General features: G+C 59.8%; 23 protein-coding genes. 15 read left to right on the top strand and 8 right to left on the bottom strand.

All coding sequences use genetic code 11. The features are described from left to right. From ACN0Q0_RS05445 to ACN0Q0_RS05430, 4 genes are read left to right on the top strand one after another with little or no spacing between them, the layout of a single operon-like run. Complete coding sequence (locus tag ACN0Q0_RS05445; protein WP_417242359.1) at positions 1 to 765, top strand: glycerophosphodiester phosphodiesterase family protein; 765 nt, start codon at positions 1 to 3, stop codon at positions 763 to 765. A 50-nt stretch (positions 766 to 815) separates the two neighbouring features. Next, positions 816 to 1,997, top strand: a complete 1,182-nt coding sequence (locus tag ACN0Q0_RS05440) for a GNAT family N-acetyltransferase (RefSeq protein WP_417242358.1) — start codon at positions 816 to 818, stop codon at positions 1,995 to 1,997. Then, on the top strand, positions 1,990 to 2,289 hold the full coding sequence (locus tag ACN0Q0_RS05435) for a 4a-hydroxytetrahydrobiopterin dehydratase (RefSeq protein WP_417242357.1): 300 nt from the start codon (positions 1,990 to 1,992) through the stop codon (positions 2,287 to 2,289). Before ACN0Q0_RS05440 ends, ACN0Q0_RS05435 begins: the two co-directional genes overlap by 8 nt. Continuing rightward, complete coding sequence (locus ACN0Q0_RS05430; RefSeq protein ID WP_417242356.1) at positions 2,286 to 3,134, top strand: mechanosensitive ion channel family protein; 849 nt, start codon at positions 2,286 to 2,288, stop codon at positions 3,132 to 3,134. The genes ACN0Q0_RS05435 and ACN0Q0_RS05430 overlap by 4 nt, the downstream gene beginning before the upstream one ends. Before the next feature lie 53 nt (positions 3,135 to 3,187). Here the strand turns inward: ACN0Q0_RS05430 and ACN0Q0_RS05425 are convergent, their stop codons facing one another. Continuing rightward, positions 3,188 to 3,676 carry a peroxiredoxin gene (locus ACN0Q0_RS05425; RefSeq protein ID WP_417242355.1) on the bottom strand — a complete coding sequence of 163 codons (489 nt, stop codon included), beginning with the start codon at positions 3,674 to 3,676 and terminating at the stop codon, positions 3,188 to 3,190. Positions 3,677 to 3,754: 78 nt separating this feature from the next. On the opposite strand from ACN0Q0_RS05425, the gene ACN0Q0_RS05420 reads away from it, so the two are divergent. The 3 genes from ACN0Q0_RS05420 to ACN0Q0_RS05410 are packed head-to-tail and all read left to right on the top strand — an operon-like array spanning position 3,755 to position 6,167. Then, the gene (locus tag ACN0Q0_RS05420) at positions 3,755 to 4,960 is read left to right on the top strand and encodes an NAD(P)/FAD-dependent oxidoreductase (protein WP_417242354.1); all 1,206 of its coding nucleotides are present in this window, start codon (positions 3,755 to 3,757) and stop codon (positions 4,958 to 4,960) included. Beyond that, positions 4,960 to 5,520 (top strand): 16S rRNA (guanine(966)-N(2))-methyltransferase RsmD, encoded by a 561-nt coding sequence (rsmD, locus tag ACN0Q0_RS05415; RefSeq protein WP_417242353.1) that lies wholly within the window; start codon positions 4,960 to 4,962, stop codon positions 5,518 to 5,520. Before ACN0Q0_RS05420 ends, rsmD begins: the two co-directional genes overlap by 1 nt. After that, entirely contained in the window at positions 5,517 to 6,167 is a 651-nt protein-coding gene (locus ACN0Q0_RS05410; RefSeq protein WP_417242352.1) for an HAD family hydrolase, read from the top strand. The genes rsmD and ACN0Q0_RS05410 overlap by 4 nt, the downstream gene beginning before the upstream one ends. Here ACN0Q0_RS05410 and ACN0Q0_RS05405 read toward each other — a convergent pair. From ACN0Q0_RS05405 to ACN0Q0_RS05395, 3 genes are all read right to left on the bottom strand, one after another. Then, complete coding sequence (locus ACN0Q0_RS05405) at positions 6,164 to 7,441, bottom strand: bifunctional folylpolyglutamate synthase/dihydrofolate synthase (RefSeq protein ID WP_417242351.1); 1,278 nt, start codon at positions 7,439 to 7,441, stop codon at positions 6,164 to 6,166. The two genes, ACN0Q0_RS05410 and ACN0Q0_RS05405, sit on opposite strands and share 4 nt — an antisense overlap. Next, a complete protein-coding gene (gene accD / locus ACN0Q0_RS05400; protein WP_417242350.1) occupies positions 7,438 to 8,367 on the bottom strand; it encodes an acetyl-CoA carboxylase, carboxyltransferase subunit beta in 930 nt (309 codons plus the stop codon). Before accD ends, ACN0Q0_RS05405 begins: the two co-directional genes overlap by 4 nt. Positions 8,368 to 8,431: 64 nt before the next feature. Beyond that, positions 8,432 to 9,328 carry a CPBP family intramembrane glutamic endopeptidase gene (locus ACN0Q0_RS05395; protein WP_417242349.1) on the bottom strand — a complete coding sequence of 299 codons (897 nt, stop codon included), beginning with the start codon at positions 9,326 to 9,328 and terminating at the stop codon, positions 8,432 to 8,434. Between the two features lie 191 nt (positions 9,329 to 9,519). Between ACN0Q0_RS05395 and ACN0Q0_RS05390 the strand changes: the two genes are divergently transcribed. The 5 genes from ACN0Q0_RS05390 to ACN0Q0_RS05370 all read left to right on the top strand — a co-directional run bounded on the left by ACN0Q0_RS05390 (position 9,520) and on the right by ACN0Q0_RS05370 (position 14,612). After that, entirely contained in the window at positions 9,520 to 10,179 is a 660-nt protein-coding gene (locus ACN0Q0_RS05390) for a hypothetical protein (protein ID WP_417242348.1), read from the top strand. Between the two features lie 82 nt (positions 10,180 to 10,261). After that, positions 10,262 to 11,035, top strand: coding sequence for a DUF6478 family protein (locus tag ACN0Q0_RS05385; RefSeq protein ID WP_417242347.1), 774 nt, complete (start codon positions 10,262 to 10,264; stop codon positions 11,033 to 11,035). A 10-nt stretch (positions 11,036 to 11,045) separates the two neighbouring features. Continuing rightward, positions 11,046 to 11,432 (top strand): hypothetical protein, encoded by a 387-nt coding sequence (locus tag ACN0Q0_RS05380; RefSeq protein ID WP_417242346.1) that lies wholly within the window; start codon positions 11,046 to 11,048, stop codon positions 11,430 to 11,432. Between the two features lie 89 nt (positions 11,433 to 11,521). Beyond that, the gene (locus ACN0Q0_RS05375; protein ID WP_417242345.1) at positions 11,522 to 13,549 is read left to right on the top strand and encodes an FAD-dependent oxidoreductase; all 2,028 of its coding nucleotides are present in this window, start codon (positions 11,522 to 11,524) and stop codon (positions 13,547 to 13,549) included. A gap of 157 nt (positions 13,550 to 13,706) precedes the next feature. After that, on the top strand, positions 13,707 to 14,612 hold the full coding sequence (locus ACN0Q0_RS05370) for a LysR family transcriptional regulator (protein WP_417242344.1): 906 nt from the start codon (positions 13,707 to 13,709) through the stop codon (positions 14,610 to 14,612). 33 nt (positions 14,613 to 14,645) lie between these two features. Here ACN0Q0_RS05370 and ACN0Q0_RS05365 read toward each other — a convergent pair whose 3' ends face one another. Genes ACN0Q0_RS05365 through ACN0Q0_RS05355 form a run of 3 tightly spaced genes read right to left on the bottom strand, consistent with a single transcriptional unit; the run spans position 14,646 to position 17,051 of the window. Further along, positions 14,646 to 15,581 carry an OmpA family protein gene (locus ACN0Q0_RS05365; protein ID WP_417242343.1) on the bottom strand — a complete coding sequence of 312 codons (936 nt, stop codon included), beginning with the start codon at positions 15,579 to 15,581 and terminating at the stop codon, positions 14,646 to 14,648. Next, positions 15,571 to 16,317: a GNAT family N-acetyltransferase gene (locus ACN0Q0_RS05360; RefSeq protein WP_417242342.1), complete on the bottom strand. Its 747-nt coding sequence runs from the start codon at positions 16,315 to 16,317 to the stop codon at positions 15,571 to 15,573. The genes ACN0Q0_RS05365 and ACN0Q0_RS05360 overlap by 11 nt, the downstream gene beginning before the upstream one ends. Beyond that, complete coding sequence (locus tag ACN0Q0_RS05355) at positions 16,314 to 17,051, bottom strand: competence/damage-inducible protein A (protein WP_417242341.1); 738 nt, start codon at positions 17,049 to 17,051, stop codon at positions 16,314 to 16,316. The genes ACN0Q0_RS05360 and ACN0Q0_RS05355 overlap by 4 nt, the downstream gene beginning before the upstream one ends. A 47-nt stretch (positions 17,052 to 17,098) precedes the next feature. Between ACN0Q0_RS05355 and sfsA the strand changes: the two genes are divergently transcribed. From sfsA to ACN0Q0_RS05340, 3 genes are all read left to right on the top strand, one after another. Next, positions 17,099 to 17,791 (top strand): DNA/RNA nuclease SfsA, encoded by a 693-nt coding sequence (sfsA, locus tag ACN0Q0_RS05350; protein WP_417242340.1) that lies wholly within the window; start codon positions 17,099 to 17,101, stop codon positions 17,789 to 17,791. Between the two features lie 54 nt (positions 17,792 to 17,845). After that, complete coding sequence (map, locus tag ACN0Q0_RS05345) at positions 17,846 to 18,673, top strand: type I methionyl aminopeptidase (protein WP_417242339.1); 828 nt, start codon at positions 17,846 to 17,848, stop codon at positions 18,671 to 18,673. A 175-nt stretch (positions 18,674 to 18,848) separates the two neighbouring features. Continuing rightward, positions 18,849 to 19,934, top strand: coding sequence for a TRAP transporter substrate-binding protein (locus ACN0Q0_RS05340; RefSeq protein ID WP_417242338.1), 1,086 nt, complete (start codon positions 18,849 to 18,851; stop codon positions 19,932 to 19,934). 86 nt (positions 19,935 to 20,020) lie between these two features. Here the strand turns inward: ACN0Q0_RS05340 and zapE are convergent, their stop codons facing one another. Then, positions 20,021 to 21,100: a cell division protein ZapE gene (gene zapE, locus ACN0Q0_RS05335; protein ID WP_417242337.1), complete on the bottom strand. Its 1,080-nt coding sequence runs from the start codon at positions 21,098 to 21,100 to the stop codon at positions 20,021 to 20,023. Positions 21,101 to 21,133: the final 33 nt, after the last annotated feature.

The following is a 21,133-nucleotide window of genomic DNA, read 5'->3' as shown; positions in this document are numbered from 1 at the left end:
ATGACGCCCTGCGCCCTGCCCCCCTCTTTTCTCGCACGCCCCATTGCCCACCGCGCCCTGCATGACAGCAATGTGGCGCGGGTTGAAAACGGGATGGCCGCCATTGACGCGGCTATCGCAGGCAATTTCGGGATTGAAATCGACGTACAGCCAAGCCGTGACGGGCAGGCAATGGTGTTTCACGACTATGACCTCGGGCGGCTCACAACCACCACGGGCGCGATTGCACAACGCACGGCCAAAGAGCTATCCGAACTGACCTATACCACGGGGGAAACGGGTATCCCGACCCTGCCCGAGGTCCTGTCGCGCGTGGCGGGTCGCGTACCGCTTCTTATCGAGATCAAGGATCAGGATGGGCGCATGGGGCCAAATGTCGGCCCGCTTGAACACGCCGTAGCGGAGGCCATTTCGGACTACACGGGGGACGTTGCGGTGATGTCGTTCAATCCGCACGCGGTCGCAAAAATGGCGCAACTGGCCCCAACCGTGCCGCGGGGGCTGACCACCAGTGATTACCGCGCCGAGGATTGGGGGTTGTTGAATGCGACCACGCGGGCGCGGCTTCGCGGCATTCCGGATTTCAATCGCACAGGGGCCTGTTTCATTTCCCACCATGCAGCCGCGTTGGACGACCCGCCTGTGACGCGACTCAAACAGCGCGGCGTGGCGATCCTGTGCTGGACCGTCACCTCCGCCGACATGGAAACCGAGGCCCGCAAGGTCGCGGATAACATCACCTTTGAACGCTATGTTCCCGCTTGACCTGACGCCCCTCTGAGCCAGCTAATAGATGACCAGAGGAGCAACCGCGCGTGTCCGACGAAATAGAAATTTTCCTTAGCCCGTCAATCGATGACTTTGACGTTGCCGATTGGGATGCCTGTGCGCGCGCCCCCGAAGCAGGGCGTGCGCCCGACCCGTTCACCACACACCGGTTTCTCAAGGCCCTGGAGGACAGCGGATCGGTGGGCGGGCGTTCCGGATGGATGCCGCGCTACATCGGCGCACGTCAAAACGGCACCCTGATTGCCGTTGCACCCGGCTATCTCAAAAGCCACAGCCAAGGTGAGTACGTGTTCGATTTCGCATGGGCCGAGGCCTATGAAAACGCCGGCGGGCATTATTATCCGAAACTGCAAATCGCGGTGCCATTCACCCCTGTCACGGGGCGGCGCCTGATGGCGCGTGCCGGATTTGACGCGATCGGTCAGGCGGCCTTGATCGAGGGTGCGGTGTCGGTTGCCTCGCAAAATGGCCTGTCGTCGGTCCACATCACATTTTGCACCGACACAGAGACCGATACGGGGCAGCAGACGGGCCTGCTGTCGCGCATCGGGCAACAATTTCACTGGATCAACCGTGGCTACGCCTCTTTTGACGGGTTTCTGAACGACCTCTCATCGCGCAAGCGCAAGAACATCCGCAAGGAACGCGAGACCGCGCAGGGGTTTGGCGGCGAGATCGTCCGTCTGACGGGAGAGGCCATTCAGCCCGCGCATTGGGATGCGTTTTGGGACTTTTATCAGGACACCGGTGATAGAAAGTGGGGAACTCCTTACCTCACTCGTGCGTTCTTTGACCATGTCCATGACACAATGCGCGACGACATCCTTTTGGTTTTTGCCCTGCGTGACGGTATTCCCGTTGCGGGTGCGCTCAATTTCATCGGGCAAGAGACCCTCTTCGGGCGCTATTGGGGATGTACCGAACATCACCCCTGTCTGCACTTTGAACTGTGCTATTACCAAGCCATCGATTACGCGATTGAACACGGGCTGTCGCGGGTCGAGGCGGGCGCACAGGGCGAGCACAAACTGGCGCGCGGTTACATGCCGAGCCCCACGCATTCGCTGCACTGGATTGCCGACGCGGGGTTTCGCCGTGCCGTGGCGGAGTACCTCAATGCCGAACGCGCCGCCGTGGGCCATGAGGTCGATGTGTTGACCGCCTACGGACCGTTCAAGAAATCACAAAAAGAGGATGATCATGACTGATCCATTATCCGCCTCCGACGCGCAAACGCTCATAGCTCCGCTGCAAGAAACGGGTTGGGACTTTGCCCGCGACGGCCGCGCAATCACCAAGACGTTTGTCTTTGCCGGGTTCGTTTCCGCTTTTGACTGGATGACCCGTGTGGCACGGATCGCCGAGGACAAAAACCACCACCCCGAATGGACCAACGTTTACAAAACCGTCACCGTCACCCTGACAACGCATGATGCCAAGGGGCTGACACTGAAAGACATCACATTGGCACAAGAGATGGATAAGGCCGTACAAATATGATCGAACAACTTTTGAACTACGACATTTATAACGGCAACACCGTCGGGGATTACCTCTCGCTCGAGTATCTTGCGGGCATTGCCGGCTCGATCATCGGGGCGCTTTTCATCTTGATGGTCGGTATGTTCTTGTCGGGATGGGCGGGGCGCCGTATCCGCGGCATCAGCACGCGCCATGCCAGACTTGACGACACTTTGTTCAATTTTCTCGCCAATATCACGCGCTATGTGATCCTCGGCTTCACCGTTCTGATTGTGCTCAATACCTTTGGCATTCAAACCACGTCGATCGTCGCGGTGATCGGTGCGGCGGGTTTGGCGATTGGCCTTGCGTTACAAGGCACACTGTCGAACGTCGCGGCGGGCGTGATGATCATCCTGTTCCGCCCGTTCAAGAACGGCGATTTTGTCGAAGTGGCGGGCATGTCAGGCACGGTCAAGGATATTTCGCTCAATTTCACCGAGTTGGCAAATGTCTCGAACGTTCAGGTGATCGTGCCCAATTCACAGGTTTGGGGCAATATCATCACCAACTATTCGACCAACCAGACGCGCCGTGCGGAATGGGTTTTCGGGGTCAGCTATGGCGCCGATCTCAAGGCCGCCGAGGAGGCCATTCACGCAACAATCATGGCCGACCCACGATCCCTCACCGAACCGGCCCCGTTCGTGCAGGTTAACAACCTTGGGGATTTCTCGGTCGACTTCCTTGTCCGCGTCTGGGTGCCGTCTTCGGAATATTTCGCCTATCAGGCCGATATGAAACGCGCTGTCAAAGAGGCCTTGGATGCGGCGGGCGTGGATATTCCCTTCCCGACCCGAACCCTCCTCAACGCCGGATCATGAAAGCAAAACGCCCGCAAACCCTGCGGGCGTTCTGGTCTCGGGCTTAGGGGGTGTTAGATCTCGGCCAACAACGCCTCGCCACCGGAGATCGAGCATTCACCGGGGCTGTCCTCAATATGCAGCACCTTGACCACGCCGTCCTCGGCATAGAGCGCAAAGCGTTTGGAGCGGTTGATCAGACCCGCAGGCGGTGCGTTGAAATCAAGACCAATGGCCTTGATGAACGTGCCTTCCGCATCCCCGAGCATCGTGATGCCGACACCCGCAGCTTCGGTGTCTTTGGACCACGCGTCCAACACAAACGGATCATTGACGGAGATACAGATCACCTCGTCGACGCCCTTGCTGTCAAACTGGCCCTTGGTGCGCACAAAGCTTGGCACATGGGCGGTCGAACATACGCCGGTGTAGGCACCGGGCAGGCCGAACAACACGACCTTGCGGCCTTTGAATTTTGCGCCCAGATCTACAGATTCCGGACCGTCATCTCCCAGAATGAGAGCCGTGCCGCCAGGGAGGGTGTCACCCACAGAAATCGTCATTGAATACTTTCCTTCACGTTGTATTTCCTTACCCCGAAGATATAGGCTCTGCGGGCCGTGCGACCAGAGGGAAATACCATGAGCCATTTTATTGTCGTCGGGGCCGGTCAGGCCGGACAGTCCATCGTGACCAAACTTCGCGCCGAAGGATTCGAGGGGGAGATTACCCTGATTGGCGACGAGACCGCGCCCCCCTATCAACGCCCGCCCTTGTCGAAAGCCTATCTGCTCGGCGATATGGAATTGGAGCGTCTGTACCTGCGTCCGGCAAACTACTACGCCGATGAGGGCATCACACTCGTCACGGGGCGCACCGTGACCGCAATTGATCGCGCCGCCAAAACCATCACCGTGGGCGACGATGTCCTCGCCTATGACGTGCTTGCCCTCACAACAGGGTCGCGCCCGCACCGTTTGCCCACCGCCATCGGCGGCGATCTGGATGGCGTTTACACCATGCGCACACTGGCCGACGCCGACGCAATCGAGCCGGAGTTCAAACAGGGCGCATCGGTCCTGATCGTTGGTGGTGGATACATCGGATTGGAAGCCGCCGCTGTGGCCGCCAAAAAGGGGCTAAAGGTCACGCTCGTTGAAATGGCCGACCGCATTTTGCAACGTGTGGCCGCCACGGAGACTTCCGACTATTTTCGCACCTTGCACACCGCACACGGCGTTGATCTGCGTGAGGGTGTTGGCCTAAAGGCGCTCACCGGCGCGGGCCGCGTCACGGGCGCGACCCTCACCGATGGGACCACCCTGAATGTTGATTTTGTCATCGTCGGCGTGGGCATTGCCCCCGACACCCGCCTGGCCGAAGCTGCGGGGATCACCATAGAGAACGGGATCGCCACGGATGCCTGCGGGCGCACCTCCGATCCATCCATTTTCGCGGCGGGCGATTGTGCGTCCTTTCCCCATGCGGGCGTGCAAATGCGCCTCGAAAGCGTCGGCAACGCCATCGACCAAGGCGAGGTGGTGGCCCAGAACATGCTCGGCAAAGCTGTCAGCTACACGCCAAAGCCGTGGTTCTGGTCCGATCAATACGACGTCAAACTTCAGATCGCGGGGCTTTCAACCGGCCATGACCAGATCGTCGTGCGCGACACGGATGGGGCTCGGTCGCATTGGTATTACCGCGCCGGACATCTCATCGCCGTGGACGCCATGAACGACCCGCGCGGCTATATGGTGGCCAAGCGGTTGATCGAGGGCGGCAAAAACGCTGACCCTGCAAAGGTCGCCGATCCTGCGACCGATCTCAAAGCATTGATGCGGGCCTGATGCGTATTATTGCCGGACAGTTTCGCGGGCTTGCGCTTGCCGCCGTGGGCAAAGGCGACCCCGCCGCCCATTTGCGCCCCACAACCGACCGCGTGCGCGAAAGCCTGTTCAACGTGTTGATGGGCGGCAGCTATGGGGACCCGATCACCGGTATGCGGGTGTTGGACCTGTTCGCCGGCACCGGCGCGCTCGGATTGGAAGCCCTGTCGCGCGGCGCACAGGAGGTGATGTTTGTCGAAAACGGTCGCAAGGCCCAAAACCTCGTCAGCCAGAACATCAAACTGTGCAAAGCCGAGGCCGCAACAAAGATCATCCGCACCGATGCCACGCGCCTTCCCGCCAACCCCGCTGCGCCTTATGATTTGATCTTTCTTGATCCGCCCTACGCAAAATCCATGGGCGAAGCCGCAATCACAATCGCGTTGGATGGCGGATGGGTGGCCGATAACGCCCTGATCGTGTGGGAGGAAAGTGCGGGCATTGTGCCGCCTGCCACCTTGCGCGTGCTTGACCGTCGCCGCTACGGCGACACAACCATTTCATTTCTGGAGCCGCAATGACCCCACCCGAATTGGTGATTTTCGACTGTGACGGCGTTATCGTGGACAGCGAGCCACCCACGCTTGCCCTGATGCGCGATGACCTTGCCACGCACGGTCTGGACCTCACAATGGCCGATATCGAGCGCGACTATACGGGGCTTCTCATGGCCAATGTCGCGACCAAGGCGCGTGAAAACGGCGCCCGTTTGCCAAACAATTGGGTCGACCTGTTCTACGTCAAGATGTTCGACCGTCTGCGTGAGGGCGTCGCATTGATGGACGGCGTTACGGAGGTGTTCGATGCTCTGGACGCCGCCGGAATTGCTTACCGTGTGGCCTCCAACGGCCCCGATGCAAAGATGGAGATCACCCTCGGGGCGCATCCCGATCTTTATGCCCGCCTGAACGGTCGCATCCATTCGGCGCACACCCACGGCACCGCCAAACCCGATCCCGGCCTGTTGCTCATCGCGGCCCAGGCTGCGGCGGTGTCCCCCGAGAATTGCGTAATGATCGACGATAGCCCGTCCGGCTGTATCGCGGCGCGGCGTGCGGGGATCCGGTGTTTCGGGTTCGATCCATCGGGGGACGGCGCACGGCTTGTGGCCGAAGGCGCCGAACACCTCGCCTCTATGCGTGATCTTTGCGCGAAAATCGGGCTTTAGGCATTGCCATCGCGCAGCACATTGCCCGCAAGGTAGAGCGAGCCACAGATTAAAATACGGGCGTTCGGGTCGGCGGCCGCGATCTGTGCGACCGCCTCGGCCACGCCTGCGGCCTCATACGCCATCAGACCCACATCGCGGGCGTGTGTCGCCGTCACAGCGGCGGGCAGCGTGTTCGCCTCACCCGCAATCGTGACAGCATAAAGCGCCTCGGCGTGGGTCGCGAGGGGCCGCAAATAGCCCGCAATATCTTTGGTGTTGAGCATGCCACACACCATGTAGGTCGGGCGTTTCGGCAAGCCCTCCAACGCCACGGAAAGTGCGATCCCTGCGGCGGGGTTATGGCCACCATCAAGCCATAGCTCGGCCTTGGGCGCCACATCGGAGAGCGGCCCCCTGCGCAGCCGTTGCATCCGTGCGGGCCACTGCGCCGCCGTGACCGCCGCCTCATAGGCCACATCCCCCATCCCCAGGTGCCGCAGGGCTGCAAGTGCCGCGCCCGCGTTCTGGATCTGGTGCGTGCCGATCAGGTTGGGCAGGGGCAAATCGCGCAAGCCCTGTTCGTCCTGAAAGATTAACCGCCCGCGCTCTTCCCAGACATGCCACTGTTGACCATAGGCCAAGAGCGGAGCACCAAGGCGCATGGCGCGATCTTCTATGACCGCCATCGCCTCATCGGGCTGCGGGCCGACCACCACGGGGACACCGCGCTTGATGATGCCCGCTTTCTCGCCCGCAATGGCCGTGAGCGTGTCGCCCAGAAATTGGGTGTGATCGATGGAGATCGGCGTGATGATCGACAGCGCGGGACGTGCGACCACATTGGTCGCGTCAAGCCGCCCACCGAGCCCGACCTCAAGCAAGGTATAATCGGCGGGGGTGCGCGCAAAGGCCAAGAGCGCGGCCACGGTGGTGATCTCGAAATAGGTAATTGCGGCACGACCATTGGCACGTTCGCACTCTTCCAGAACCGCTTGCAAAGCCTCCTCGGAAATCAACTCGCCCGCCACACGGATGCGTTCGTGAAAGCGAGCCAGATGGGGCGAGGTATAGGCGTGAACCGATTGGCCCGCGGCCTCAAGGCCCGCGCGGATCATCGCCTGTGTCGACCCTTTTCCATTGGTCCCCGCGATATGGATCACGGGCGGCAGGGCGCGTTCGGGATGATCGAGTGCCGAGAGCAAGGCCCACACACGGTCCAACACGAGGTCGATCACCTTTGGATGGAGTGACATCAACCGTTCAAGGATGACGTCCGAGCGTGGTTTGCTCACTTTTTCGCCTCGACCTCGGGTTTGTCTGTGCCGGCGGCAGGCGCATCGGGAGCGGGCAAATCGGCCACCACAACGGGGGGCATATTTCCAAGCATCCGCAAAATCGCCACCAACTCGTCTTTGAGCTTCATACGGTGCGTCACGCGGTCGAGCATTCCGTGGTCAAGCAGGTATTCGGCGCGTTGGAAGCCTTCGGGCAGTTTTTCGCGGATGGTTTGTTCAATCACACGCGGGCCTGCAAAGCAGATCAGGGCATTGGGTTCGGCAATCTGCACGTCCCCCAACATCGCGTAGGACGCCGTAACGCCCCCCGTGGTCGGGTGGGTCAGAACGACGATATAGGGAAGGCCCGCCTCTTTGAGCATCTGCAACGCGACCGTGGTGCGGGGCATCTGCATCAGGGACAAAATCCCCTCCTGCATCCGTGCGCCACCCGCAGCCGAAAACATCACGAACGGACGGCCAAGTTCGATGGCGCGTTCCACACCGGCGATAAACGCGTTGCCGACATACATCGACATGGAGCCGCCGATGAAAGAGAAATCCTGAGCGGCGGCCACAACCGGTGTGCGCGACATCTCGCCCTCGACCACGAGCATCGCTTCTTTTTCGCCCGTCTTTTTCTGGGCGGCCTTCATGCGTTCAGGGTATTTTTTCTGATCGCGGAATTTCAGGGGATCCTCGATCGGGGCAGGCACAGCCACCTCGACGAAAACGCCACCATCGAACAACGCCCTAAAGCGGTCACGCGGCGTGATCATCATATGATGGTCGCAACTGGTGCAAACGTTGAGGTTATCCGCCAGTTCACGGTGGAACAGCATCGTGCCACATTCGGGGCACTTGGTCCAAAGATTGTCCGGCGTATCGCGTTTGGAGAAAAGCGAATCGATTTTGGGACGGACGTAGTTGGAAATCCAGTTCATGCCAGTGCCTTTGAGCAAAGTTTTTGTTGCTTCCCCAGATAAGACCTAAGGCAACGAATTGCAATCAACGCCTGATCGCCACCCGCGCGGCGAGCCACGTCACGGCCAGAAACGCGAATTCGTAAATCATAATCATCGGGTCGGAATAGAGGTCTTCGAGGTTGGCCGTACTGACCCACATTCCAAAGCCCGAGAACACATCCTTATGCGGTGCGAACATCATGGCGGCAAAGTTATTGACCAGATGGATTGCCACGGCCGGGCCGATTGTGCCGGACCGCATCGTCAGATCCCCTGCAACGACACCAAAACAGATGGCCCAGAGCACGGGGAAATACCCCGCCAACCCGTCGGCCACCGGGCTGACATGTCCAACCCCGAACAAGGCGGCCGACCCGACAACACCAAAGACATAGGATTTGGTTGCGCCTGTGATCTGCGTCTGGAAATAGCCGCGGAAAAACAGCTCCTCGGCGAGAACCTGAACCATCAGACCGATCACCGCAAAAGGCACCCAGAACAGCCATTGCGAAAATCCGTATTGCACCGAAACCTGCGCGGGATCACCACCCGACGGCAAGATCAGGAGCACGACCAATAGCCCCGAAAGCCATTTCAACGTTGCCCAGAAATCACGTCGCATCAGGGCGCTCGGCCCCGTGATGTCGCGCAGGCTGCGTGCCGTAAGGCGCTCGGCCGTGATCACAGTTGCCACGACCAAAATCGCAAATCCCGCCAACACCACGAACAAACCACCCGGCGTCACCCCCACGCGTGGCATCCCGGAGGCATCAACATTGATCGCATTGAGCGCCGGATCAGCCGCGCCAATCGTGAGGAAAAACAGCGGGGTCGCAAAGAGGCCCACGACCAGACCCACGGCCAAAATCACAAAGAGGCGCCAAAACTCCGGACGCTTTTGTGCCGAACGGACCATATCCATGTAAGCGTCACTTTTCACGTCTCTCTCCTGTTTACACGCGCCCGTTTACGCGCGGATCAGATCCCGCGCGGGCGTTGCACGGCGTTGTATCAATCCCGCCACCGGCATCAAAGGGGTTCTTCTTGCGCAAGGTTCCCGCCGTCTGTATCCCATGGGGCGCGCCATGCCATTGGTGGGACACGGTGTGCGCAACATAGAGGAGGAGTACAATGGTCTTGGTTTCGCGCATATGTTTGGCGCTGTGCCTTTTCGCACTGTGTGCGTGTCAAATCACCCTCCCCGATCTCTCCGCCACGTCCCGCAGCTCTCCGGTTTTGTTTTCCCAATCGGGCATTGTTCTACGCGCCCCCACGGGCTACTGCGCCGATACGAAATCCCTACGGGACACGCCGGAAACCGGCTTTGCCCTTATGGCGAACTGCAAGGCCCTCAAGGGACGTAGGCTATCGCCAAAAGACCCGATCCTCGCCGTTTTAACAGCATCGATCTCCGCCCCACTGTCACAAGACGCCGTGGTTGATCCGGCGGTCCTCAAGACCTTTTTTGCCACAGACACGGGGCGCGCCGCACTATCGCGGTCAGGGGCGGCAGGCGATGTCACAGTGTTGGAAACGTTCGCCAAGGGGGATGCCTATTACATCCACGCCCTTGACCGTTCTCCCAATCCGATCGGGGATCTGTCTCCCGAATACTGGCGCACCGTGACCTTGCTCAAGGGGCGGATCGTAACCCTGACGGTTACGCCATTTGCGGCCTACCCGCTCACCACCGCACAGATCAAACGCCAGATCACATATTTCACCGAGGACATGTCCGAAGCGAACCGTGACCCCGCAGAGGTTATTGTTTCCGAACAGGAAACGCGATAGCTAGAACCCTAACGTTTGTAGAATTGAAACCTTTTGGACCACTACTGTGCTGAAAGGTATCGCGAAAGGTGTTTCTGGTCTGATGCGTGGGCGATTTGCTAATCTCATAGAACGGCGGATGAACCGTATTACGCTCGGCCGCTGGACACGCCGCGCCAATGACGCACCCTCGCTTAGTCTCGGAAAACTGCGGGACCTGCGCCAACAGGCAAGAGATCTAAGCGCCAAACTCGACTCTTTCCTGTTTACCGCCGACGGGCGGTTGGCGTTACCCCTGATCGGGTCCAACGCCATGCAATTGCCGCTCTATACCGATTGGTCCTACCGGCCCGAAATTTGGCGCGGTCCCATTCAGCCACGCGGCGGGGCCTCCGTTCAGACCAAAACACCGATTGGCGACGAAGCAACAGTGTTCCACGACTGCCGCGTCTCGGAGCTGACCTACCGCCAGTTGCGCAACACATCAGAAGCCGACCTTGCGCCCTTTGGCCTTGGATTCGATGTCTTCCGGTTTGACGGGTCGTTTTTGTCGCTGTCGATCGACCTGCCCGATGATGTCTGTGACGGGCTTGGAAAGCGTCATATCATTCGTCTGGATTGCATCGTCGATGCCGAAAGCCCGATCGAAATCTTCGCGCGCCTGAACATCAAACACGGACCCAACAGCGATGAAATGGTGCGGGAACTGCCCCTGAGCAGCGAAGAGGTCTTTGTCGAATTCGACCTTGCCTATACCAACCTCGATGAAAAGCGCGTCGAGAAACTCTGGGTCGATCTGATTTTCGAAGGCCCGCAAATGAACCAGATCGTGCTGCGCGATGTGACCCTGTCACGTCGCCCCCGCGCACAGATGTGAGGACAGACCCGTGGCCGATATAAAACTCGTCAAAACCAGTCTCAAAGCAGGAATATGGGAGGGCGAAATTGTTCTTTCTGATGTCGAGGCCGATCTGCCTGACATTGTGGTGACGCACCGCGAACAGCCTGTCACGGGACACGTCGTGACCGAAGCCCCCGACCGCGCAGGCACCTATATTTTCCAATTCGCGATTCCAAGCGACCTGATTAACGACGGGGTAGAAACGTTTTTGTTCACCCTCGCGGAAACCGGAGAGCGGATCGGCTCATGTGCGATTATCGCAGGGGACGCCATAGAGGGAAACACCCGCGCAGAAATCGACCTGATGCGTGCCGAACTTGATATGCTCAAACGCGCATTTCGCCGCCACTGCATCGAAACGGGCGCCGTCTGATCCTCACGCCCGAACCAATCTGACGCCGCGTTCAACGTGACAGCCCCCCGCGCCCCGCGCAAAGTGACCGCGATAGGGAGGCCATCCACGTGACACATTCGACCACTTACCCACATCTTCTCGCCCCACTTGATCTCGGATTTACGAGCCTGCGCAATCGCACCCTGATGGGGTCGATGCACACAGGCCTCGAAGAGCGCAAGGATTGGGATGCGGTTGCCGCATTCTACAGCGCCCGCGCAAAAGGCGGGGTCGGCTTGATCGTCACCGGCGGCATGGCCCCCAACTCCGAAGGCGGCGTGTTTCCGGGTGCGGCGGGACTGTACACGGACGAGGACATCGCCAACCACCGCCGCGTAACGGACGCGGTCCACGCCGAGGGTGGCAAGATCGCGATGCAAATCCTCAACGCAGGTCGCTACGCCTATAGCCACGAATGCGTAGCACCCTCCGCAATCAAATCGCCTATTTCGCCCTTTGCGCCCAAGGCACTGGACGCCGCAGGGATCGAAAAACAAATTGCGGATTACGCCACAGCCGCCGCACGCGCCCAACAGGCGGGCTACGACGGCGTCGAAATCATGGGCAGCGAAGGGTACCTGATCAACCAGTTCCTCGTCACCCACACCAACCAACGCGACGACGCGTGGGGTGGCTCCTATGAGAACCGCATGCGCTTTGCCGTCGAAGTCGTCAAGCGCGCCCGCGCCGCCGTTGGTCCCGATTTCATCCTCATTTACCGCATCTCGATGATCGACCTGATCCCGAACGGGTCGACATGGGACGAGGTTGTGATGCTGGCCAAAGCGGTCGAGGCCGCAGGGGCGACAATCCTCAACACGGGCATCGGTTGGCACGAGGCCCGCGTGCCGACAATCGCCACCTCCGTGCCTCGCGCCGCCTTTGCGTCCGTGACCAAAGCGATGATGGGCGAGGTGTCGATCCCGATCGTCACCTCCAACCGTATCAACCATCCCGACGTCGCCGAAAGCGTGCTTGCCGAGGGCTGCGCCGATATGGTGTCAATGGCGCGTCCGTTCCTTGCCGATCCCGATTTCGTCAACAAAGCGGCGGCGGGCAAGGCCGATGAGATTGCCCCCTGCATCGCGTGTAACCAGGCCTGCCTTGACCATACGTTCTCGGGAAAACTGACCTCGTGCCTTGTAAACCCGCGTGCCTGCCATGAAACCAATCTCGATTACGCGCCCGTCACCTCTGCCAAATCTGTGGCCGTGGTCGGGGCGGGGCCGGCGGGCCTGATGACGGCAATCGTTGCCGCCGGGCGCGGCCATGACGTCACGCTGTTCGACCGCTCCGATCGTTTGGGCGGCCAACTCAACATGGCACGTCAGGTTCCGGGCAAGGAAGAATTCCACGGGCTTGTGGACTGGTTTACATCTGCTGTCGCACATGCGGGCATCACCGTGCGCCTCGGGGTCGAGGTCATCACCGAGACCCTCGACGGGTTCGACGAGATCGTGATTGCCACAGGCGTTGTGCCGCGTGACCCACAGATCGCGGGACAGGACGCGCATGGCAATACCGTCTCCTACATCGATGTTCTGCGCGACAAGGTGGACGTCGGCAAACGTGTCGCCGTGATCGGCGCGGGCGGCATCGGGTTTGACGTGGCCGAATTCCTGACCACGGGCGACAGCCCCACGCTCGACATTGCCGAGTGGAAACAGGAATGGGGCATCACCGATCCCCAAACCGACCGTGGCGGCCTGTCCCCTGACGGCCCGAACCCCGACGCACCGACGCGCGAGGTGACGCTGTTGCAACGCAAAGCCGAGAAACCGGGCAAGCGATTGGGCAAGACCACGGGCTGGATCCACCGCGCGACGCTTCAGATGAAAGGCGTACGGATGCTTGGCGGTGCGACCTATGAGGAAATCACCGCAGAGGGCATCGTGATTACCAAAAATGGCGAACGCGAATTGATCGAGGCCGACACCATTGTGCTATGTGCGGGCCAACTGTCCGACCGCTCCCTGGCCGATGCTTTGGAGGCGGCGGGGCGCACGGTGCATGTGATCGGCGGGGCCGATGTTGCCGCCGAACTGGACGCAAAACGCGCGATTGATCAGGGCGCACGACTTGCGGCGACCCTCTAAGCGGTTGAAAATATTAGGTGGAAACGCATTATTTCCGCGTTTCCACCATCGCAACGATACCCGAATTGATCACGCTATTGTCCCTCGCTCACCCCATTGTTGCCCGAATTGAGCGGCATGTTCATCTGCAATTAGGAAGGTACTGCAGGTAGAACACATGGACAGATTGACAGAAATGGAAGCCTTTGCCACGGTCGTAGACCAGGGCGGCTTTACAGACGCTGCGAAGAAAATGGGGATTTCAAAATCTGCCGTATCCAAGCACGTTTCCTCGCTTGAGGCCCGCCTCGGGGCGCGCCTTCTCAACAGAACAACGCGCCGTGTGAGCCCGACCGAAATTGGTCTGGCCTATTACGATCGCGCCCGCCGCGTCCTCAATGACGCCGGCGAAGCGGACGCACTTGTCAGCTCGATGCAGTCGGACCCATCGGGCCTGTTGCGCATCTCGGTTGCAACGGATTTTGGCGTCAACCACCTGTCTCCCGTGCTCGGCGATTTCCTATCGGAGTTCCCCGACATCAACGTGAACATGGTCCTGAACAACCGCTATGTCGAACTGATTTCCGAAGGCTTCGACATGGCCATTCGCATCGGTGAGCTGGAAGACAGCACCCTACGCGCGCGCAAACTGACCGAAACAACCAAAATGATGGTCGGCTCGCCGTCGTATTTCCAGAAATACGGTCGTCCGCAAAAGATCGACGATCTGAACGACCACAAGTTGCTGCATTACGGCAATCAGGCGAACTCCGCGGTGTGGAAACTCACAGCTCCATCAGGCGAAAAACGTCAGGTGCGCACCGCAGGCTGGCTGACCGTCAACGATGGTCAATCGCTTTTGAATGCTGCCATTTCCGGTCTTGGCATCGCCTATTTGCCATCGTTCCTTTACGCGGATGCGTTGGAAAAGGGCTTGATCGAGGAAGCTATTCCCGATCTGCCGGCAGAGACCCAAGGCATCTATGCCGTCTACCCACCGGGTCGGTTTACGCAGCCGAAAGTGCGCGCCTTCATCGACTTCCTCGTGCATTCTTTTGCCGAAAAAGGCCCGAACAAGTGGTAATGTGACGACACAAAAGACCACAAACCTGCACAGTTACCGGGTCGGGGCGAGTATCGCTTCGACCCGTCTGTTCGAGTTCCGCCCTACTGTCGTGGCATTGGTCGTGCGCGGCGCAAGATACCCGACGCCATCCGCGCCAAGTTGCTCCGCCTCAACGCCATGCGCGTCGATCAATCGCGCCCGCACCGAGGCCGCACGTTGCTTTGACAAGGTCACATTGCCCGCCAATCCGCCCACGTTATCGGTGTGACCGACCAAAACGACCCGTGCATCGGGCGTATCGCGCAAATACCCCGCCAATGTCGACAGCGATGCAAACGGCCCCGCACCAAGCTGCGCCGACCCCGTTTCAAACGCCAGATCATCAAGCGGAACATGCCCCACCTCGGTAAGCTGCGCAATCAACGGTAAATCGGATGTCGGGTTGACCTGCACCATCGGAATGGTGGCCCTCGGGGTATCGGCAATCACGCCGCCTTTTGGCGTGACAGTGGTCAGTTGGATGAACCCCGCCTGTGCTGCGCGGCTCGTGACAACCGACACGCGGCGCCCGTCATCGTGGATGGCGAGAATATATTGAAAGTCGCCGAGATCGACGAACATGTGGGGCGGCGGCAGGAGGTCAAGCGCGTAGCGGAAATCATAACCACCACAGACCGTATCGGCACAGGCGAACGCGATGGAAAAGCCGTCAGCTTGCAATTGCGCCTTGATCGGTTCGATCAGTTGGAAACTGGTGAGGCTTGATCCTGCGACCTTGTACGACCGCTTGGTGATCTGGCCCTTTGCCGTGTCAAAGGTCGCCGTGCCGTTATGAAACGCCGTAACCGGAAACACCGTTTCTTTTGTCTGAACGTTGGACGCAGTCAAAAGCGCCGATGCCGGCAGGTCCAAAGCCACCGCAGAGACGGCGAGCCACGCCGACAGAACCGACAGGATAACGGTAGGGACACCAAGATTACGTTTCACGCGGGGACAGGCTCCTTTTGCGGTAGTGGTACTGTCCCACGGCAACCATTCCAAGCGAAGAATACAGCGCCCGCGCCGCCGCATTCGCCTGTGTCACCTGAAGTGCGATATGCGTTGCCCCCTCGCTGCGCGCCCAATGCGCCGCCATGAGAAACATCGCGCGGGCCATACCCTGCCTACGGGCTGCCTCGGCGACCTCCAACGCATGGATCACCGCCACCCCGTTGTGTACCGCCACAAACCCCGCCCCCGCGGGCGCATCCCCGAGGCGGGCAAGCAATGTCGTTTTGGGACAGGTGACGCGCTCCATCACCGCAATCCGTGCGGCATCCACACCACCCGCCGCCCAGATTTCGCGCTGAACCACAACGGGGGGCCAACTTGTGTAGACCTTGGTCGCACCGCCCACAGGGATACGATCAATTGGCGCGAGCATCGTTATGGTCGGATCCCCCACCGTGTACTGTCGCGCCGCGAGTAAAGTGTCCAGGGCGTCATCCCCGGGCCTCACTTGAAACAGGGGGCTGCGGGAGTGCGCTGCAAAGCGCGCTTCGATCCGGTCAAGGTCGGCATTTGACACCGCCGGCGCAGCCGCGCCCGCAGCACGCACACTGGCCGCAGACACGCGTTGCCCGCCGCCCGCACCATCGCGCCAGACAAACGGACCAAAGAGGTCGCGTGAGGCGGGGGGCCACGTGGCCTCGAACGCCGCCCAAAGGCTGTCACCACCGATCATTCTTGTGGAAACAATACGGCCAGTTCGATCATCGCCGCCTCCACATCCGTGCCGTTGACGCCACGAATCACGATATTGGTGCCAAAGGCGCCATCACGGGTAAACGGGTAGGATCCCATTGACAGGTCGGGGTATCGCGCGGCCAACGCGCCCAAGGGTCCGGCCACCGTGCTTTCGGGACGGTCGATGCGGTAGGTCTGTGACAACAGGGGCGACCCGCCCGTCAGGGTTGGCACAACAGACGCCACCATCGCCTGAAAGATATTCGGGACACCCGCCATGACGTGAACGTTTTGAATCGTAAACCCAGGCGCAATGGAGACAGGGTTTTCGATCAGGGTCGCCGTGTCGGGAATACGCGCCATGCGCAGACGCGCCTCGTTAAACTCCGCCCCACGGGCGGCGTAATGCGCAGCCAGAAGCGCACGGGCGTCATCGCGCACCCCGATTGCCACGCCGAACGCGGCGCCCACGCAATCGGCGGTGATGTCGTCGTGGGTTGGTCCGATGCCGCCCGATGTGAACACATGATCATAGCGGCCCGAAAGCGCCCGAACCGCCGCCACGATCGCATCTTTGTCATCAGACACCACCCGCGCCTCTTTGAGGTCGATCCCCAGTTTGGTCAATTCCCCCGCGAGGTAGTACATATTTGCGTCCCGCGTACGCCCGGACAGGATTTCATCGCCAATGATAAGAATAGCTGCGGTCGGGTTGGGTGTCGGTGCGGACATGTGTCTCTCCTTGAGATGCGCTTACGTTTCGGTATAGGGCTGTCGCCATGCGCTTTCAAACCGAACTCGTCCCTGCGACGCTCATCCGCCGTTACAAACGCTTCCTCGCCGATATCCGTCTGTCTGACGGGCGCGAGGTAACGGCCCATTGCCCGAACCCCGGATCCATGACGGGACTGGCGGATGCGGGGTTGCGCGTCTGGGTCGAACCCAATGAGGATCCCAAAAAGAAATTGAAATACGGGCTGCGCCTTGTCGAGGTCGCGGGCGCGACGGTTGTTGTCGACACAGGCATCGCCAATCGCGTGGTGCACGAAGCTCTGAAAGCGCAATTGATCCCGGGCCTCGAGGGCGAGGTACGCGCCGAAGTTCCCTATGGCGAAAAATCCCGCGCAGACTTTCTGGTCACACAAAATGGCGCCAGAATATGGGTTGAGGTGAAATCCGTAACGCTGAGCCGCGAGGCGGGGTTGGCCGAATTTCCCGATAGTAAAACGGTACGCGGGGCCAAGCATCTGGGCGAATTGTCCGCACGGGTGAGCGAAGGCGACCGCGCGGTCATGCTCTATCTCGTGAGCCGCACGGATTGCGACCGATTTCACCCCGCCGCCGATATTGACCCGACTTACGCCGCCGCCGAAACAGCCGCACGCGCGGCAGGTGTTACCATCATGGCCTTTGCCGTTCAGGCCTCTCCCGAGGCCGTGACAATCGGCCCTGCACCGGTCCGCCTGTTGTGATCCGCCGCCCCTAGCCCTTTTTGATACAAAGGACTATATGGGAGCACAAAGCGAATGGAGAGAGTTTTGGACGACACGCATCACGGCCGCATCACCAAAGACGGTATTCGAATCCACGAGGCATCGGACTTTGCCGGCATGCGCGCCGCAGGCCAGATCACAGCACAGATTCTGGACGAGGTTGCGGATCTCGTCATCCCCGGTGCGACAACAGAGGAGGTAGACGCCTTTGTCGAGCGGCGCGTGGGCGAACTTGGCACCACGTCGGCCACGATCGGCTACAAAGGCTACAAACACGCGACCTGTATTTCCATCAATCACGTCGTTTGCCACGGCATCCCGGGTGCCAAGAAATTCAAAGACGGCGACATCGTCAATATCGACATCACCGTGATCAAAGACGGTTGGTTCGGAGACAGTTCACGGATGTATGTTGCGGGCAAGCTGTCGCGTAAATCCGAGCGCCTGATCCAGGTGACGCATGACGCGTTGTTCAAGGGCATCGAAATGGTCAAGCCGGGCAATACGTTCGGCGACATCGGCCATGCCATCCAGACCTACGCCGAAGCACAACGCATGTCGGTCGTACGCGATTTTTGCGGCCACGGTCTGGGGCGTGTCTTTCATGCGCCGCCCAATGTGTTGCACTACGGTCGGACAGGTCAGGGTCCCGTCCTCGAAGAGGGCATGTTTTTCACCATCGAGCCGATGATCAACCTTGGCCGCCCCGAGACCAAAGTTCTGGCAGACGACTGGACCGCCGTAACCCGTGACAAATCGCTGTCCGCACAGTTCGAACACTCGATCGGTGTGACCGCAGACGGGTTCGAGATTTTCACGCTCTCCCCGACAGGGCGGTTTCACCCGACCTATAACGTGTGACGCTGATCGCGGCGGATCTCACGAAAGTTCCACCAAATCAGATATTTGACCGAAGGGTCAGATAAATTTACCTATTCCCAGTTGCGAATTGCTTGCAACTGGGGTAGCCAGTCCCCACTTAAGAATTGACGGAGGGTCAACCGCCCACCGCCCCAGCCTTAAAGGAGGCTTGCCCATGACCATGCTTTTGAAATCCGTGGCCCTTGCGGCCCTGACCGCGACGACCACAACCATTGGCGCCTATGCCCAAGAGGTCACACTCCGCTTTCAGCATTTCGTGTCTCCCGCGTCGGGATCGCCGATGTATTTCATGCAACCTTGGGCCGATAAGATCGAAAAAGAATCCGGTGGGCGGATCAAAATCGAGATGTATCCCCTGATGCAACTCGGCGGCAAAGCCCCGGATCAATATGACCTCATCCGCGATGGTGCGATTGACGGCGGTTGGGTCATTCCCGGCTATCAACCCGGACGCTTCCCCGAAGTCGAAGCAATGGAGTTGCCGTTTATGACGGCGAAATCCGGCGAACTGGCCTCCATCGCCGCGTGGGAGTTCACCCAAAAGCACCTGATGGACGATTTCAAAGACATCAAAGTTCTGGCCGCACACATGCACGGCGAGGGCCTTGTTCACAAAAAAGGTCCGGCACTCGCCACCACCGAGGACTTTAAGGGGCTCAAACTACGCGCCCCCACCCGTACCTCCACGCTGCTCCTGAGCAAACTTGGCGCGACCCCCGTGGGCATGCCCGTCCCCGCCTTTCCCGAAGCATTGGCCAAGGGCGTGTTGGACGGCGGCGTCATCACCTTTGAAATGGCGCCCTCGTTGAAACTCGACGAATTAACCGACAGCCACACGGATGTCGCGGGTGACCGTTCACTTTACAACCTCTACTTTATCTGGGCGATGAACCAAGCCAGATACGACAGCCTCCCCGACGACCTAAAGGCCGTAATTGACGCCAACTCGGGCCTGATGGCATCGGAATGGTCCGGCGCGGCGTATGATCACGGCGACGAAGATGGCCTCGAAGAGATCGCGGCGAGTGACAACACCATCGCCGTAATGAGCGCGGAAGAAACCGCGAAAATCCGTGCGCTCGGCGATGAGGTCACAGCCGAATGGGTTGCAGATATGACCGCCAAGGGCTTTGACGGCCAACAGCTTGTCGATGATGCCACGGCAGCGATGAACGCGGCGCTGGCCTCCCACCCCTGGATCGACACGCGCGGGGCGGCAATCACGGTTGCGGACGAATAATCCGCACCGCCGGACTGGCCGGTAGACTGACAAAGGCCGCCTTATCGGGGCGGCCTTTTTGTTGCGCGGTTACAGTGTGTGGGTGTTTACTCTTGCCCCCAATGCACGTCCTGCATCTCGCGTAGACGCGAGGCGGTGCGCTCAAACTCGAACGCGCCGGCACCCTCGATATAAAGCCGTTCAGGTTCATCCACCGCCGTTACGACAAGGCGCACTTTTGCCTCGTAAAGCGCATCGACCAGAGTCACAAACCGCTTAGCCTCGTTAAAGTTGCTCCGCGACAAGCGCGGCACATCTTCAAGAATCAACAGCTTCACCGCATCCGCAATCGCCAGATAATCAGCGGGGCCATACATCTGTGCGCACAGATCCCAGAATGTCGCCCGTGCAATCCCGTTGTGAAAGCGCGGCAAGGTCACATCACGCCCTTTGACGTGCAACGTCAGACCCGCAGTCTGTCCACCGGTCAGGTCGTCCCAGATGCTCGAAACCGCAGCCCGTGCGCTATCGTTCAACGGATGGAAATAGACCGGCGTGCCGGTCAGGCGCCCTTGGCGGTAATCGACGGGGGAATGCAGATGATGCACGGTCAGGCGCTCTTTGATCAGCGCGATGAACGGCAAAAACAGCTGTCGGTTCAATCCGTCTTTGTAAAGATCATCGGGGACACGGTTTGACGTTGTGACAACCGTCACGCCGCGTTTGAACAGCCCCTCGAACAAGCGCCCCACAATCATCGCATCGGCAATGTCGGTAATCTGCATTTCATCGAAACACAGCAGGCGAATGTCTTTGGCGACCTGTTCGACCACGGGCGCAATCGCATCCTCGACACCTTGTTTGCGGGCGGCATGGATACCCGCCTGCACCTCCTGCATGAAGGCGTGAAAATGTACGCGGCGCGAAGGAACAGGGCTATGTTCGTGGAACAGATCCATCAACATGGATTTCCCGCGCCCGACACCGCCCCACAGATATAGCCCCTTAATCCGGGGCGGGGGTTTGCGGCCACCGATCAGGGACAACAAACCGCTTTTGCCGCGCGGAGCCGCGCGCAAGGCATCGCGCACCTCATCGAGCAAAGGCAATACCGCCTCTTGGGCGGGGTCCGCCGTCAAGGCACCGGATGCGACCTTTGCCGCGTATATGTGGGTCAAACTCTCCATAACTGTCCTTATCGCGCGGCGGATCATAAGGAA

The organism is Celeribacter sp. (assembly GCF_048259695.1).
Lineage (GTDB): Bacteria > Pseudomonadota > Alphaproteobacteria > Rhodobacterales > Rhodobacteraceae > Celeribacter.
This window is presented reverse-complemented; position numbering and strand designations above follow the sequence as displayed.